A 15,391-nucleotide genomic window follows, 5' to 3' on the forward strand; every position below is an offset into this window, starting at 1 on the left:
AGCAGATACTCCTAAAATATAGATATACTAAATGATACCACTAACCAATTTAAATAAGGACCTAAATTAACCCGATACTAATAGAAATTGGCTAAATATCAACAATTTACTCTGTTGTGAAGATTTTTTGGTCAGACCAAACCGGTTCCTTCAATCAAGGATGTAAATACTCCAGCACAATGCTACCTTAGCGCAAGTCTTCAGACTTGTGCTTCCTATCTTGATGTCTCTGGACTTCTTGTTCTAGTTTCCTACCAATATTCAATCCGTTTTTTTGAAATGTTAATTAGGTCCAAGTCTGAAGACTTTGAACCAGGGACACAGTAAACTCGAACTAGGGATATTGATAAACTTGTACCATGTCTACGACAGACCTGAACCAAGGAGGTATACGCTAAAACTTCCCAACAAATTATCAAATGAAATGTTGATTGGGTAACTTTGCCATTTATGAGTGAACGCGCAGCCACAATTTCCGAATCCATAGATCAGCTTGATCCCAAGGAATATATCATTATCAAAAATGCCCGGGTCAATAACCTCAAAAACCTCAGTGTAGCCATACCCAGAAACAAACTGGTGGTCATCACAGGGCTATCAGGTTCGGGAAAATCGTCCCTTGCATTCGACACCTTGTTTGCCGAAGGACAACGCATGTACGTGGAAAGCCTCAGTTCCTACGCCAGACAGTTTTTGGGCCGAATGGAAAAGCCGGAAGTGGAATATATCAAAGGAGTCTCCCCTGCTATCGCCATTCAGCAAAAGGTATCCACCAAAAATCCCCGGTCGACGGTAGGAACCACCACAGAAATATATGATTACCTCAAGCTTCTTTTTTCAAGAATAGGAAAAACCATCTCCCCCATCAGTGGAGAGGAAGTGAAGCACCATACCGTCACCGATGTGGTGGACTACATCCATTCTTTTGAGGAGGGAGACAGGGTGATGATTTCCTGTCCGCTTCATTTACAAAATGACCGAAACAGAAAACAAGAGCTTGACCTTTTACTTCAAAAAGGTTTTACGAGGGTGCTGGTAAATGCTGAGGTGTACTTTGTGGAAGATCTGGTAAATGAAAAAACCCTGCCCAAAGGCGAATATGAAATTCTCATTGACCGTGCCACGGTCCAAAAGGAAGATGAAGACAATCAGTTCAGGATATCGGATTCGGTACAGACTGCCTTTTTTGAGGGGCATGGAGAATGTACCGTGCTCATTCCTGACAAAACCAAGAGAACCTTTTCGGACCGTTTTGAGCTTGATGGAATGAGTTTCGAACTTCCATCAGTCAACTTTTTCAGCTTCAACAATCCCTATGGCGCATGTAAAACCTGTGAAGGATTCGGATCGGTTTTGGGCATTGATCCCGACCTCGTAATCCCTGATAAAAGCCTTTCTGTCTACGAAGGCGCCATTGCTCCGTGGAGAGGAGAAACTACCGGAAAATGGCTGGAACCTTTAGTCAAGAAAGGAATTTATTTTGACTTCCCTATTCACAGAGCTTATGAGGACCTATCAGAAAAAGAAAAAGCATTGCTATGGACTGGAAATGAATACTTCAAAGGACTGAATGATTTCTTTGCGGATATAGAATCCAAAACGCACAAGATCCAATACAGGGTCATGCTGTCCAGATTCAGGGGAAGGACAACCTGCCCTGACTGTAAAGGTACTCGGCTTCGAAAAGACGCTTCTTATGTAAAAATAGCAGAGAAATCAATTACCGATATCGTCCTGATGCCCATAGGGAAAGCCTTGGACTTTTTTCAGCAGATCAAACTTTCCGAGGGAGAGCTTAAGGTGGCCAACCGTCTTTTGAAAGAAATCCTTAACCGGCTGGAATACATTGACAAGGTGGGCCTGGGATACCTGACACTCAACAGACTCACCTCCACATTATCAGGCGGGGAGTTTCAAAGGATCAAATTGGCCACATCATTGGGTTCTGCCCTGGTGGGTTCCATGTATATTTTGGACGAACCCAGTATCGGACTTCACCCCCGTGACTCTGAAAGACTGATAGAGGTATTGAAAACCCTAAGAGATCTCGGCAACACCGTAATTGTGGTAGAGCATGAAGAAAAAATCATGAAGGCAGCCGATCAGATCATCGATATTGGACCTGATGCGGGTGTTTTGGGCGGAGAGCTGGTATTTCAGGGAGACTTGAATGAATTGATTATTCATGGAAAAAGCCATACTGCACGGTACCTCAAAGGAGAAGAAAAAATCCAGGTAAAAGAGAGGAACAGAAAATGGAAAGACTACATAATGGTCAAGGGTGCCAGAGAAAACAACCTGAAAAACCTATCTGTGAAATTTCCTCTTCATACGCTTACCGTGGTGACAGGAGTCAGCGGCTCCGGTAAATCCACCTTGATCAAAAAAGTACTTTATCCTGCTTTGGGAAAGACTTTGGGCACGGTGATAGACGAGAGCGGCAAATTTGATAAAATTGAGGGGGACTATAAATCGGTAAGTCAGGTGGAGTTTGTGGACCAAAATCCCATCGGTAAATCTTCCAGGTCCAATCCTGTCACCTATGTCAAAGCTTATGACGCCATAAGGTCGCTGTATTCGGATCAAGGGCTTGCAAAACAAAGGGGGTACAAACCGGCATTTTTCAGCTTCAACGTAGATGGAGGAAGGTGTGAATCCTGTCAGGGAGAGGGCACAGTAACGGTAGAGATGCAGTTTATGGCCGATATTCACCTGACCTGCGAATCCTGTAAAGGGAAGCGCTTCAAAAATGAGATCCTGGATGTAAAGTATAAGGACAAGGACATTTCCGACATTTTGGACATGACCATCGATGAAGCCATGGACTTTTTCGAAGGCAAGACCCAGATCATCAATAAGCTTCAGCCCCTTCAGGAGGTAGGGCTCGGTTACATTGGCATGGGCCAATCTTCCAATACCCTTTCTGGCGGAGAAGCCCAAAGGGTCAAATTGGCTTCCTTTTTAGGAAAAGGAGGAACCAAAGCAAGCGACCATATCCTATTTATATTTGATGAACCTACCACAGGACTTCATTTTCATGATATCCGTAAACTTCTGCACAGCATCAATGCACTTATCGAGCAGGGACATTCTGTGATCATCATAGAGCACAATACAGAAGTCATCAAAGCAGCCGACTGGGTAATTGACCTTGGCCCTGAGGGAGGAGAAAGCGGAGGAAATATTACCTTTGAGGGAACACCGGAAGCATTGATGGAGGTGCAGGACAATCATACTGCCAAATACCTCAAAGAAAGCTTCCAATAAACCTTTATGCTATAATGGATATCCAATACCCACTCGAACTGGTCGGTACTTTTGTTTTCGCAATTTCCGGAGCCTTGGCGGTGAGGGATAGAGAACATGACCTATTTGGAGCTGGGTTTACCGGGTTTATCACAGCAATAGGAGGAGGTAGCTTGAGGGATATTTTACTGGGAGCCTATCCACTGGTATGGATCGGTGATGTCAATTTCCTCTATGCCATATTTGCTGGCATCCTTCTGGCTTTCATTTTCCCTTCCGCTTTATTGAAACTCCGAAAGACCATGTTTCTTTTCGACACTTTGGGAATTGGTTTTTTTACTGTTTTGGGGGTAGAAAAAGCCATGAGTCTCGGAGTAAGGCCTGAGATCGCTGCCATTATGGGAATGTTTTCGGCAGTCATGGGAGGGGTGATCAGGGACACTCTGACCAATGAAATCCCCATTCTTTTCCGTAAGGAAATTTATGCTTCAGCCTGCTTGGCAGGTGCCATTCTATACCTGGTTCTGAACTATTTTGGATTGGCCAGAGACTACAACATGTTGATTTCTATATCCACTGTGATCAGCATACGTCTGATTGCAGTCCGGTACAAGCTCAGTCTGCCCCGCTTGGATTAAGCCAGTTTTTGAATTCTTTGGAATATTTGGATGGAAAATGAGATAAGCATTTTATTCAGTCTTCTTGGTTCAAATTGGTTTTTATAGCTTGTAAATTGAGCCCAACATGATTGAATTTAAAGAGTACCTCCTTTTGCCAATTAATCAATTGGATAATCCATTGTTTAAAACTAATTTTGAGCACCTAATAAAATCCGAAATGAAATCGCGCAAATGGCCAATCTCACTAGCCGTGATAATGATCTGAGATGCGAGATTCCATGTGGCCACTGAAGAACAATAAAAACACATGAAAAGAGACCAAGTCATTTTTGACCTTATAGCCAAAGAAGAAAACCGTCAAAAAACAGGAATTGAGCTGATCGCTTCAGAGAATTTCACCAGCAAGCAGGTAATGGAAGCAGCAGGATCGGTACTGACCAACAAGTATGCTGAAGGATTACCTAATAAGAGGTATTACGGAGGTTGTGAAGTAGTAGATGAAATCGAGCAATTGGCGATAGATAGGGCAAAAGAGCTTTTCGGTGCAAACTGGGCCAATGTGCAGCCACATTCAGGTGCCCAGGCCAATGCAGCAGTATTCCTTGCCTGCCTCAATGCAGGAGACCCTATTCTAGGTTTTGACCTTTCTCATGGAGGACACCTTACACATGGTAGCCCGGTGAATTTTTCCGGAAAACTTTACCAACCGCATTTTTACGGTGTGGAAGAAGAAACAGGTCTCATCGATTATGATAAAGTAGAAGCAAAAGCACTTGAAGTAAAACCTAAGCTATTGATTTGTGGTGCATCGGCATACAGCAGAGATTGGGATTATGAAAGGCTTAGAGATATTGCAGATCAGGTTGGTGCCATTTTATTGGCCGATATCTCCCACCCTTCCGGTCTAATTGCAAAAGGTCTTTTGAACGACCCATTGGAATATTGTCATGTTGTGACCACTACTACTCACAAAACTTTGAGAGGACCTAGAGGTGGCTTGATTTTGATGAGAGAAGATTTTGACAATCCTTTCGGTCTGAAAACTCCAAAAGGAGAACTGAGAAAGATGTCCTCGCTATTGGATTCAGGAGTATTCCCAGGAACTCAGGGAGGTCCTTTGGAACATATCATCGCAGCAAAAGCTGTAGCCTTTCAAGAAGCACTATCCGATGAATACATGGAATATGTGCTCCAAGTGAAAAAGAACGCTTCTGTCATGGCAGAAGAGTTTGTGAGCCTGGGCTATAAACTGATTTCCGGCGGGACAGACAATCACCTCATGCTGATTGACCTTAGAAACAAAGACATTACCGGTAAACTCGCAGAGGAAACACTCGGTAAAGTTGACATTACCATCAACAAAAACATGGTTCCTTTCGACACAAGATCTCCTTTTGTCACCTCAGGTATGAGGGTAGGTACAGCCGCAGTCACCACAAGAGGATTGAATGAAGTAGACATGAAAAAAATTGTCGGCTTTATAGACAAAGCCCTGAGCAACCATGACAATGAATCCACACTTGCCGAAATCAAAAAAGAGGTAAATGACTGGATGGTTCAATTTCCATTGTATTAAAAATATCCCTAAAGCGTGGCCTTAGATCAGTATAGAGAAGAAGAGGAAGAAGAGGGCATGTCCTTTTTGGACCATTTGGAGCAATTGCGTTGGCATCTTCTGCGCTCCGTGGCAGCCGTATTGATATTTACAGTAGCGGCATTCCTAGCCAAAAGCATCGTGTTTGGAAAGGTAATCTTAGGTCCTTCCCGGGTAGACTTTGTCACTTATAGGTTGTTGTGTCAGATTGCTGATGCACTTTCCACACCTGTATTGTGCATAGATACTTTGCCCTTTACCATTCAAAGTAGACAGATGACCGGGCAATTTTCCATGCACCTGACATCCTCTATGGTGGTGGGATTGATTGCTGCTTTCCCCTACCTCTTTTATGAAGTTTGGAAATTCATCAGCCCTGGACTTTATTCCAAAGAACGGCAGGCGGCACGTGGTGCTGTTTTCTTTGTCAGTCTACTGTTTTTCATGGGTGCATCCTTTGGCTATTTTATATTGGCACCCCTTTCTATCAACTTCCTTTCCAATTACCAGCTGGACCCAAGCATTCTGAATGAATTTGATATTACTTCTTATGTGACTACCTTGTCCATGTTGGTTTTGGCATCTGCCATTATGTTCCAGCTTCCTGTGGTCATTTATTTCCTGTCTATGTCAGGTCTGGTGACCGCAGCGATGCTGAAAGCTTACAGGAGGCATGCCATTGTTTCGATCCTTATCCTGGCTGCTGTCATTACCCCGCCGGATGTCATTTCGCAGGTTCTAATTGCTATGCCAATATTGGTACTGTATGAGGCCGGAATACAGATCGCAAAAAGACTGGAACGAAAAAAAGAAAAACAAGAATTGGAGGACAGACTTAAATACCAAGACGATGAGTAAGAAAATTGCTGTAGGTGGCGACCATGCCGGATTTGATTACAAAGTTAAATTGATCCAAAAACTGGAATCCGAAGGTTACGAAGTCACTGACTTTGGACCTTTCACTGATGATTCTGTAGACTATCCCGATCATGTGCATCCACTTTGTGAAGCCATAGAAAAAGGAGAGCAAGAAAAAGGAATTTTGATCTGTGGTTCGGGAAATGGTGTAGCCATCACAGCCAATAAACATCAGGGTATACGTGCAGCACTTTGCTGGAATGAAGAGCTTGCTGCTTTATCCAGACAACACAATGATGCCAATGTGCTTGCACTTCCGGCAAGATTTGTCCCATATCATTTGGCAGAAGATATGTCAATGATCTTCCTCGAAACAGATTTTGAAGGAGGACGCCACATGAACCGGGTAGAAAAAATCGCTTGTAAATAATAAAATCCGGGAGGTACCTCTCCCGGATTTTTTATAGCCACTTTTTAACAAGATGAACTGATCGGGGATAATAAAACCTCAAATACTTCCCATTTCCCAAAGTACTCATATCCCCAACCTTATAAATCTACTTTCTGAAAATCCAGATAATCTTTGCTGAGCCATTTTTCTTCAAAGCCGATCTTGCACCAACCTCCATTTTCTTCCAAAATAAACACCTCTTCCCCTCTAGGCAGATTTCCTTCTACCGCAAACTCGGTTCCTGGACCTGACCTTACTCTTAAAACATTGGCATTGACTGTTGCTCTTTTAACTTCCCGTGTATACCTCTCAGAAACCCAGTGCTCCTGGGAATTGGATATTTTCAACCAGCCATCCGTCTTACCATATACCCTTAGAATGGACCCAAGTTCAGCAGCATCCCTTCCAATCACCAAAGGTGCTCTACCATGGGGCTGTGACCTGATGTTGAGTCTATTGGCGGTGACAATGACATATTTGATAAAAGGGTTTTTGGTTTTCACCACATCAAAATCCCCTAACTGTTGTCTGATTAAAGGCAAGAAATGCTCTTCACAATCTTCCACCTTATTCCCTCCAAAAAAATCCGTCCCAGGACAGGATTTGTTATTCCTGCTTCCGTTATTTCTATGTCCCGTACCCAATTCAAACCAATGGTGATAAATGATTGCATTGTGGTTCACCGGGAGATTAAACCTCCTGCACAGGGCCGCTGTCATCCTGATGATCGCTTCCTTCTGCTCCTCCATCATGGTATCGCCGCCTTTATCAAAATTACCTACATGCTCTAAGCAAACCGAGTTGGCATTGTGTCCAGTGATGCAGGCAGGAACCCGCTCGAGTGGTCTTCCAGAGACAATCATTCCATCGGGAAATACAGAAAAATGTTGCCCAATGTCCGCCCAGCCATTGACCCCAACATGGTGGTTTTTCATGGCCAGTTGCCTTTCGAAATGATTCGATCCATTGAAATGGGAATAATTCGGTATCCAGGTGTGATGCTGCTGCACATTGAGAATAGTCCTGGCTACCCGCTGCTGCCCAAGCCATTGCTCAAATTCATCAATTTTCATTTTGACAAAGCCAAATCTGGTTTCCATGTGATGTTTGTTTTTGAGTTAAAAATCTGACCAAATGTGTTGGCAAGGACAGTTTTTATCTGCTTTTGAAAACATTCATAGTACCGCTGTAAAACCGGAAATAAAAAGGCAGTCCATAACCGGACTTAAATTAAACATATGCACCTCAATTTCAAAGTGATATGCAATTTTCATCATACCCCAAGTCAACAAAAATCAATCTTCCAGAAAATAAAATTTACCCGATTTCCGGTATTTTTCCTGAAGCAGGGGGATTCTCTGTACCAGATTCCTGAAAACCCCATCCTCATCAATCACCACTTCAGGTTTTTCCTCCAGAAAATTTTTGTAGGCATCTGCCATGTCTTTGAAATCTTCAAAATCAGAAAGTACTTCTCTGGATATATAATAATTCAGGTATGGGGTTACCTGAGTCGCATTTTTATAAAACCCTAAATCATTCCCCAATACCAACACCCTTTTATTCTTACTGATTTCATGTTCCTGCTTGTAAATTACTGCATACTCTTGCAGTTCATTTCTTTCACTTTTGACGTACCACCAAGCGTATCCTATCAGCGGAATTCCCAAAACAAACACATAAGCCAAAATCCTGTTCACAAAGCCTCTTTTGGCCACAATAAAAAACATGGAAATAAAATAAGCCATGGAAGGAATAAGGATCAGAAGCTGATAGGGAGTCCTTCTGTTGATCAGAAATACTGAAGAAGCGGCAAATACCAAGTAAATCATCATCAATTGCAGTTGCTTCTGCTGATTGACCGTCAAAGACTTAAAAAGTGAACTGAGAAAAATTCCGATAACCGTAAAAAACAATGGTGTCACATACAGCAGTAGCATATCCCTGAAACCTACATGGACATACACTTCACCCAATCTGCCTGTCAATATGTATTCGATAACGAATTCCGGCAATGCATCTATCCAGAAATAATACAAAGCACAAATCCCAATGGGTATGGTATAGCCTATCAGCGAAAGTAAAAGCTGTCTAAAACTAAACCCGCTCACTACAATACCTGCCAATATGAGATAAGGGAAAAAGATCACCAACGGAAAATGGAAACATAATGCAATTCCAGCGTAAAGACCCACCAATAGAACCGAATCTGAGCCTTCCTTTTGGAGCACTGTCTGGGCAAACAACTGTCCCAATGCAAACACAATGAAAGTACTCCCCAGCAAAGCAGGGGACAGGGTAACCAGGTCAAAAGAACAATAAAACAAGATCATGACCACAAATGCCGGAATGTAGGTATTCTCGTCGTAAGACTTATACCGCATGAAAAGGCCATTTAGATAGGCCATCTGGACAAACACAACCAATCCTGCCAGAATCTTGTACACAATTACAGACCTGCCAAAAACAAGATGAAGCAACCAATAAACCCCTCCTGCCAATGGGCCGGTGTCGTCCAGAATGTCTTTATACATATGCTTACCCTCGGCCATCCTTTCCCCTAGAAGCATCCAGACCATCTCAGGTTGTAACAGAGGCATGTCCAGCAACCAGATATAAATACCACTCATCAAAACCATCAAAGCCAATAGGGCCAAAAGGCGAAAAGGATCGTTTATTCTAAAAAAGCTTATCAAAATCTATTTGTGGATGAGTGGTGGTACAATCAGAACTCCCGAAATTAAAGGTTAGTCATTTAATTCACTAAATTTGTTCCAATTTTAATCTGATATGGAAAGTAAAAGACAACAGAAATACAGCAAGCTGATCCAAAAGGAACTTGGAGAGATTTTTCAGAAAGAAGCCAAGCACCTGATAGGCAGTGCCTTTATCACGGTAGCAAGGGTTTTGGTAAGCCCTGATCTCGGTCTGGCAAAAGTATACCTCAGTTTTCTGATGGAAAAAGACAAACCTGTATTTGAAAAGCTGAACGACAAGAAAAGCGAGCTGCGCAAACATTTGGGAAACAGAATCGGAAAAAGTGTCCGTATAGTTCCGGAAATCGCATTATTTATGGATGACTCTGCCTCCTATGCCCAGCACATGGATGCCGTTATCTCCAAATTAGACATCCCTGAGTCTTCTGAAGAAGACGAAGAGGAAGAAGATTAACCTGCCATCTTTTGAACGTATCCTATTTTATAGCCTCTAGGTATTTCCGTAGCAAAAAGAAACGGAATTTCATCACCATCCTTTCCAGAATTTCTATGATTGGAGTGGCAGTGGGTACTATGGCCCTGGTCGTAGTGCTTTCTGTATTCAATGGTCTGGAAGATCTGGTAAGAGGCCTATATGCCTCCTTTGATGCTGAGCTGAAGGTAGAACCTGCACTGGGCAAGTCATTTGAAGCTGATCCGAAATGGATTGAAGGGATACGAAAGGTAGAAGGTGTGGCATTGTTGACCGAAGTGATAGAAGACAATGCATTGTTCAGGTATCGGGACAACCAACACCTTGCTAAAATAAAAGGCGTATCAGAAGCCTATCTGGAAGATCCTGACAGGTTTGCCGAAGGCTATGTATGGGGCAATCTTGATCTTGGAACAGATGTACAGCCTAAAGCTATCATTGGAAGGGGGGTTGGCTTTTTCCTGTCTGTGGATTTGGACAATGATTTTGAACTGCTTCAGGTATATTATCCCAAAGCCCCAAGGAGTGCCGGGTCTATTGACCCAAACCAACTCTACAACAGGGATATCATCAAACCTGCGGCATTTTTCAGCATTGAAAAGGACTTTGACGACAACTACATCATTGCCCCCATTGCTTTTGTCAGCAAGCTACTCAATTACGGACAGAAAAGAACCTCACTGGAAATCAAAGTGGCGGATGGGTACCGGATTCAAGGAGTGAAAAATAAACTTAGGGAGCATTTAGGTGAGGATTTTTTGGTCAAAGACACCGACGAACAACACGCAGGTATACTCAGGACCATCAAGATTGAAAAACTTTTTGTCTTCATTACCTTAAGTTTTATACTGGCTATTGCTTCATTTAACATTTTCTTTTCATTGAGTATGATGGCGATAGAAAAGAAAAAAGATACTGCCATTCTGTTTGCCATGGGTGCAAGAGAAAAGCTTGTCAAACAGATCTATATCAAACAAGGTGCGATCATCGCCCTGTCCGGGGCATTAATAGGACTGATGGCAGGCTTTGCCATAGTTTGGGTTCAGGACAATTTCGGCCTGGTTTCGCTGGGAATCAGTTCCTCCGTCATTGACAGCTATCCTGTGAAAATTGTCTGGACAGATTTTTTATGGACAAGCTTGGCAGTGATCACCATTACATTTTTGGCATCTTATAGACCTGCGCTTATCGCTTCCAAAGTAAAATCTACGGACCTTTGATGGACTTAAGTTTAAATTCAATCTTAGCAGTATGAATAATTTATAATTGAAATTTTTCTTAAAAAAACCGGTCCGCTGATCACAGTCAATAGACTACAGAAGAAGTGAAAATATTGCTGGCATTACCTTAAGTTCTTGATCATTGAAAACTGGATAATCATAAAAGTAAAAAAGCCGTGAATACACTTCACAGCTTTAGTCAATTAACAATAAACCCAAAATAACCAGCTGTAGGAGAAGGATTCGAACCTCCACGGAGAAGTTAGGCAAAAATACGAGCTCGCTATTCGCTTTATCCTTTGGTCTCCACCCCCGAGACAGGAGGGCTTGTCTGCCAATTTCAACATCCTACAGTATAAATTTTTCAAACTTTGCCAACAGTCGTTTACTGTTAGTAATTTTGGCTGTAGGAGAAGGATTCGAACCTCCAAAGGGCAGTTAGGTAAAATACGAGCTCGCTATTTACTTTATTCCGAAATCCCCACCCCCGAGACAGGAGGGCATGTTTGCCAATTTCATCATCCTACAATTCTGTGTTTCAATAAGACCTTTTGTCTTTGTTGATGATTCAAAGTTAATAAAACATCTTACTATTTAAAATTATTTCAATGAATTAGCCGTTTTTTTACATTATATTTAATTTTCAAATTATTTCATTATCAAATCGTTAAAAGTTAAGCTAAAATCAAAGTGGGTTTTAAGGATTTAAAAATTATTAGGCAGGAATCGGTTTAAGACATGGTATTTTCTACTAAAAAAAGTCGACAGGACAGTTATAAATGATAGATTTAGCCTCTTTTCTTTCTGAAAAAATTCAAATAAACAGATAATACCAAAGCCAGTAGGGAAAATACCAACGTCAATGTATCTACTACATTCTCGGGAAGATGAATTCCAAAAACCCTTTGGAGCAAAAAACTGATGTAAGAATTGGGAAGGTCAGACTCACCCAGCTGTCGCAAAATCTCAAAGTGCCAATCTGTCAATGGACAATACCCCAAACCATACCATATTCCCAGAATACCCCATGAGGCAAATGTAATCCCAATGGTAAACAGGTGCCATCTTAGTAATGGTTTGTATATCCATGCAAATAGGTTGAACAGAATCAACGCAGTATGAAAAGTAAGGAAGAAGTAATCTCCGACTTTCAATAACAATTCATTTCCCTCCATCATCCATTTTTTTTGTCTCACCTGATAATAACAAGATATCCCCGATTTTGCAAAAATTGAAATGAATAGAAACTAAAGACTTATTGGAAAAGTAATATTTTTACCTCATATACCTGAGTCTTTGAACAAAAAATATATTTTTCTCCGGTTATTTTTTGATAATTTACTAATAAACAGGCATATTTATTGCTAACCCTACAAAATCAGGATAAAAACTGAAAAAAAACTTCATTAAATAGTACAAAATACACCAATCTCTAATGAAAAAAGCCACAATTATCGGACTACTCACTTTTTTTGCATTTACTACTTATGTAGTTGGCCAACAGGAAGAGCCCGCTCCCTCTTTGAATTCAGGAACCATCTCAAGCCAGTTTGACTATATCAACTCTGTTTCAAATAATTTTCAGGAATATAAAGTGGTCAAGCGCACCAATTTGGATAAGATCAGAAAAAACGTAACCGATTCCCTTAATGTCTTCAAGGATCAACTGGTCACTGTGAAAAAAGACCTAAAAGAAAGACAGGAACAAATTGCCGGTCTGGAAGCACAAATGTCCGAATTGCAAGATCAACTTACTTTAGCTGTTTCTGAAAGGGACAGCTTTGAATTTTTGGGTATGCCCATCCATAAATCTGCCTATAGCAGCATCATGTGGACAATAGTCCTGATATTGACCGGTGCACTTCTATTTTTCCTGTTCCAGTACAGTCAGAGTCACAAAGTAATCTCCAAAGCAAGGAAAGACCTTGAAGATACAATGGAAGAGTTTGAGCAGCACAGGAAAAACACCTTGGAAAGAGAAAGAAAACTAAAACGAGAATTGGTAGACGCCATGAACAAAAGACCTGTTTAAGACAGGTTTTTTTATGTCTTTCCTGAATCAGTTTTTTATATTTCGGGATGAAAAAACTAACTGTTTACTGCGGATCCAATAAAGGGAAAGATAAAAAATATGCTTCAGCCGCACTCAAGCTGGCTGAAGAGATGGCAAAAAGAGAACTTGACCTGGTATATGGTGCAGGTAATGTTGGACTTATGGGAGTGATAGCAGACCAAATGCTGCAATCAGGAAGGAAGGTTTTTGGCATCATTCCCCAGAAATTAGTAGACATAGAAGTAGCACATACGGGCTGCACAGAACTTACTGTGGTGGAAACCATGAGGGATAGGAAGTGGCTGATGGCAGAAAGGGGAGATGGTTTTATCGCCATGCCCGGAGGGATTGGTACTTTTGAGGAGCTTTTTGAAATCATGACCCTCAATCAGCTAGCCTATATCAGCAAGCCTTTGGCCCTCTACAATGTCAATGGCTATTATGACAAACTGATAGATTTTTTAAATCATTCTGTAAATGAAGGTTTTCTCCATCAGTCCCAGTTGCAGGTATTGATCATTTCTGATGACCCAGTACAGCTTTTGGACAAAATGGAGGCATTTCAGCCCAAAAAGATGGACAAAAAGGAAATTGACAAATGGGAAGTGAAATAGTCCTGATGATCAGGGTGTAAAATCAGGTGCACAGTGCCGGTCAAGCATGTTCATCATTTTTTCAAGGTAAACCTGATCTTCTTGGTCAAAATCGTCAAGCTGATCGCTGTCGACATCCAACACTATCCATACTTCATCCTTAAAAAAACCGGGAACAACAATCTCTGATTTAGAAGCCGAACTACAGGCAATATGACCTGGGAAAGCTTCTACATCGGGGACAAGTTGGGTAAACCCCTTCTCCCAAGCGGTTCCGCATACGCCCTTTCCTTTACGGATTCTTGTACAGGCTAGAGGACCTTGAAAAGGTCCCAATACCAACTCGCTGCCCTTCACCAAGTAAAATCCTACCCAAAAAAAACCAAACCCTTCCTTCAAGACTGCGGCAACATTAGCAAGGTTGGCATAAGTATCTTTCTCACTCGATATCAAAGCTTCAATCTGAGGCAAGATGGCTTCGTACTTTTCTGATTTTGTAGCTGCTTCGGGGATATATATGGATTCTGCCATTTACTTTTCTGTATGATTTTTAAAGATTTTCAAATGGTCTCCCTGCATGCTGATTTGATCAAAAGACCTTCCTTTCATTTGAGGAGCATGGATTCCTGTACCAAAACAAACATTTGAAGTAAAAACCCTCGCTTCGTCCCAAAGGTTCTTTGAAATGAGCTTATTTAATATTTTGGCACCCCCTTCTATGATGATGCTCTGGATTTTTTTTGAATAAAGATCCTGAAGTACATCCTCCAGGTCAAAACCATCTTTCAATTTTATAAATGAAAGGTTTTCTTGATCCGACCGGTCAGATTGATGGTAGCAAAGCGTAGGTATTTTTTGGTCAAATAAATGCAAATCATTGGGCAAACTGAGGTTTCTGTCTATCAGCACTCGGATAGGGTTTTTTCCGGTCCACTCTCTTACATCCAACCTGGGATTGTCATATTTTGCCGTAAGGGTACCCACCATGATGGCATCTTCCTCGCTTCTCCATTTGTGCACCAATTGTCTGCTGTAAGGATTGCTGATCCACTTACTGTCATAATTCTCTCTTGCCACAAAACCATCTTGGGTTTCTGCCCATTTCAGGATGATAAATGGTCGCTTTTTTTGAATGAAAGTAAAAAAGCGCTTATTGAGCTCAATTGCTTCTTTTTCCATAATCCCCTGCACCACCTCCACGCCAGCATCACGGAGTTTCTGAATTCCCCTTCCGCCAACCAATGGATTGGAATCTACAGCAGCTATGATTACCTTTTTTACTTTTCTTTCTATCAAAAGGTCTGCACAAGGAGGTGTCTTCCCCCAGTGTGAACAGGGCTCCAAGGTTACATATACAGTAGATTTGGAAAGAAGCTCTTTGTTTTTGACAGAGGCAATGGCATTGGGTTCTGCATGCGGGCCTCCATACTTCATGTGGTATCCCTCCCCAATTATTCTGTCCTGATGTACCACTACACAGCCTACCATAGGATTAGGACTAACAGAACCTCTGCCCAGTTCAGCCAGGTCCAAAGCCCTCCTCATGTATTGTACATCTTTGTCCATC

At 41.7% G+C, this 15,391-nt stretch carries 14 protein-coding genes and 1 tRNA gene; 9 read left to right on the forward strand and 6 right to left on the reverse strand.

Annotation, left to right across the window (positions count from 1 at the left end):
* Nucleotides 1–450 precede the first annotated feature (450 nt).
* The 5 genes from uvrA to rpiB all read left to right on the forward strand — a co-directional run bounded on the left by uvrA (nt 451) and on the right by rpiB (nt 6,748).
* Nucleotides 451–3,267 carry an excinuclease ABC subunit UvrA gene (uvrA, locus tag EGN73_RS15000; protein WP_219291561.1) on the forward strand — a complete coding sequence of 939 codons (2,817 nt, stop codon included), beginning with the start codon at nt 451–453 and terminating at the stop codon, nt 3,265–3,267.
* Nucleotides 3,268–3,281: 14 nt separating this feature from the next.
* Nucleotides 3,282–3,884: a trimeric intracellular cation channel family protein gene (locus tag EGN73_RS15005; RefSeq protein WP_219291564.1), complete on the forward strand. Its 603-nt coding sequence runs from the start codon at nt 3,282–3,284 to the stop codon at nt 3,882–3,884.
* Between the two features lie 289 nt (nt 3,885–4,173).
* Nucleotides 4,174–5,442: a serine hydroxymethyltransferase gene (gene glyA / locus EGN73_RS15010; protein ID WP_219291567.1), complete on the forward strand. Its 1,269-nt coding sequence runs from the start codon at nt 4,174–4,176 to the stop codon at nt 5,440–5,442.
* Nucleotides 5,443–5,457: 15 nt separating this feature from the next.
* A complete protein-coding gene (gene tatC, locus EGN73_RS15015) occupies nt 5,458–6,318 on the forward strand; it encodes a twin-arginine translocase subunit TatC (protein ID WP_219291569.1) in 861 nt (286 codons plus the stop codon).
* A complete protein-coding gene (rpiB, locus tag EGN73_RS15020) occupies nt 6,311–6,748 on the forward strand; it encodes a ribose 5-phosphate isomerase B (RefSeq protein WP_219291571.1) in 438 nt (145 codons plus the stop codon). Before tatC ends, rpiB begins: the two co-directional genes overlap by 8 nt.
* A 119-nt stretch (nt 6,749–6,867) precedes the next feature.
* Here rpiB and EGN73_RS15025 read toward each other — a convergent pair whose 3' ends face one another.
* On the reverse strand, nt 6,868–7,869 hold the full coding sequence (locus EGN73_RS15025) for an SH3 domain-containing protein (RefSeq protein ID WP_219291573.1): 1,002 nt from the start codon (nt 7,867–7,869) through the stop codon (nt 6,868–6,870).
* 195 nt (nt 7,870–8,064) lie between these two features.
* Nucleotides 8,065–9,465 (reverse strand): hypothetical protein, encoded by a 1,401-nt coding sequence (locus tag EGN73_RS15030; RefSeq protein ID WP_246611601.1) that lies wholly within the window; start codon nt 9,463–9,465, stop codon nt 8,065–8,067.
* A 94-nt stretch (nt 9,466–9,559) separates the two neighbouring features.
* Between EGN73_RS15030 and rbfA the strand changes: the two genes are divergently transcribed.
* Both rbfA and EGN73_RS15040 read left to right on the forward strand, forming a co-directional pair.
* Complete coding sequence (rbfA, locus tag EGN73_RS15035) at nt 9,560–9,940, forward strand: 30S ribosome-binding factor RbfA (protein ID WP_219291575.1); 381 nt, start codon at nt 9,560–9,562, stop codon at nt 9,938–9,940.
* Nucleotides 9,941–9,951: 11 nt separating this feature from the next.
* Nucleotides 9,952–11,178, forward strand: a complete 1,227-nt coding sequence (locus EGN73_RS15040; protein WP_219291577.1) for an ABC transporter permease — start codon at nt 9,952–9,954, stop codon at nt 11,176–11,178.
* Between the two features lie 401 nt (nt 11,179–11,579).
* Here EGN73_RS15040 and EGN73_RS15045 read toward each other — a convergent pair.
* Both EGN73_RS15045 and EGN73_RS15050 read right to left on the reverse strand, forming a co-directional pair.
* A tRNA-Asp gene (locus EGN73_RS15045) sits at nt 11,580–11,706 on the reverse strand.
* 260 nt (nt 11,707–11,966) lie between these two features.
* On the reverse strand, nt 11,967–12,353 hold the full coding sequence (locus EGN73_RS15050) for a DUF2784 domain-containing protein (protein WP_246611602.1): 387 nt from the start codon (nt 12,351–12,353) through the stop codon (nt 11,967–11,969).
* Nucleotides 12,354–12,613: 260 nt separating this feature from the next.
* On the opposite strand from EGN73_RS15050, the gene EGN73_RS15055 reads away from it, so the two are divergent.
* Together EGN73_RS15055 and EGN73_RS15060 are read left to right on the forward strand one after the other, a co-directional pair.
* Complete coding sequence (locus EGN73_RS15055; RefSeq protein ID WP_219291580.1) at nt 12,614–13,210, forward strand: hypothetical protein; 597 nt, start codon at nt 12,614–12,616, stop codon at nt 13,208–13,210.
* Nucleotides 13,211–13,257: 47 nt separating this feature from the next.
* Nucleotides 13,258–13,845: an LOG family protein gene (locus tag EGN73_RS15060; protein ID WP_219291582.1), complete on the forward strand. Its 588-nt coding sequence runs from the start codon at nt 13,258–13,260 to the stop codon at nt 13,843–13,845.
* Nucleotides 13,846–13,854: 9 nt separating this feature from the next.
* Here the strand turns inward: EGN73_RS15060 and EGN73_RS15065 are convergent, their stop codons facing one another.
* Nucleotides 13,855–14,355 (reverse strand): GAF domain-containing protein, encoded by a 501-nt coding sequence (locus EGN73_RS15065; RefSeq protein ID WP_219291588.1) that lies wholly within the window; start codon nt 14,353–14,355, stop codon nt 13,855–13,857.
* Complete coding sequence (ribD, locus tag EGN73_RS15070; protein ID WP_219292298.1) at nt 14,356–15,390, reverse strand: bifunctional diaminohydroxyphosphoribosylaminopyrimidine deaminase/5-amino-6-(5-phosphoribosylamino)uracil reductase RibD; 1,035 nt, start codon at nt 15,388–15,390, stop codon at nt 14,356–14,358.
* Nucleotide 15,391: the final 1 nt, after the last annotated feature.

Source organism: Arthrospiribacter ruber, from assembly GCF_019343195.1.
GTDB lineage: Bacteria > Bacteroidota > Bacteroidia > Cytophagales > Cyclobacteriaceae > Arthrospiribacter > Arthrospiribacter ruber.

Excerpts from the sequence above, each read along its gene's own strand:
- uvrA (WP_219291561.1), top strand. The coding sequence starts at position 451 with ATGAGTGAACGCGCAGCCACAATTTCCGAATCCATAGATCAGCTTGAT.
- EGN73_RS15005 (WP_219291564.1), top strand. The coding sequence starts at position 3,282 with ATGGATATCCAATACCCACTCGAACTGGTCGGTACTTTTGTTTTCGCA.
- glyA (WP_219291567.1), top strand. The coding sequence starts at position 4,174 with ATGAAAAGAGACCAAGTCATTTTTGACCTTATAGCCAAAGAAGAAAAC.
- rpiB (WP_219291571.1), top strand. The coding sequence starts at position 6,311 with ATGAGTAAGAAAATTGCTGTAGGTGGCGACCATGCCGGATTTGATTAC.
- EGN73_RS15025 (WP_219291573.1), bottom strand. The coding sequence starts at position 7,869 with ATGGAAACCAGATTTGGCTTTGTCAAAATGAAAATTGATGAATTTGAG.
- rbfA (WP_219291575.1), top strand. The coding sequence starts at position 9,560 with ATGGAAAGTAAAAGACAACAGAAATACAGCAAGCTGATCCAAAAGGAA.
- EGN73_RS15050 (WP_246611602.1), bottom strand. The coding sequence starts at position 12,353 with ATGGAGGGAAATGAATTGTTATTGAAAGTCGGAGATTACTTCTTCCTT.
- EGN73_RS15055 (WP_219291580.1), top strand. The coding sequence starts at position 12,614 with ATGAAAAAAGCCACAATTATCGGACTACTCACTTTTTTTGCATTTACT.
- EGN73_RS15060 (WP_219291582.1), top strand. The coding sequence starts at position 13,258 with ATGAAAAAACTAACTGTTTACTGCGGATCCAATAAAGGGAAAGATAAA.
- EGN73_RS15065 (WP_219291588.1), bottom strand. The coding sequence starts at position 14,355 with ATGGCAGAATCCATATATATCCCCGAAGCAGCTACAAAATCAGAAAAG.
- ribD (WP_219292298.1), bottom strand. The coding sequence starts at position 15,390 with ATGGACAAAGATGTACAATACATGAGGAGGGCTTTGGACCTGGCTGAA.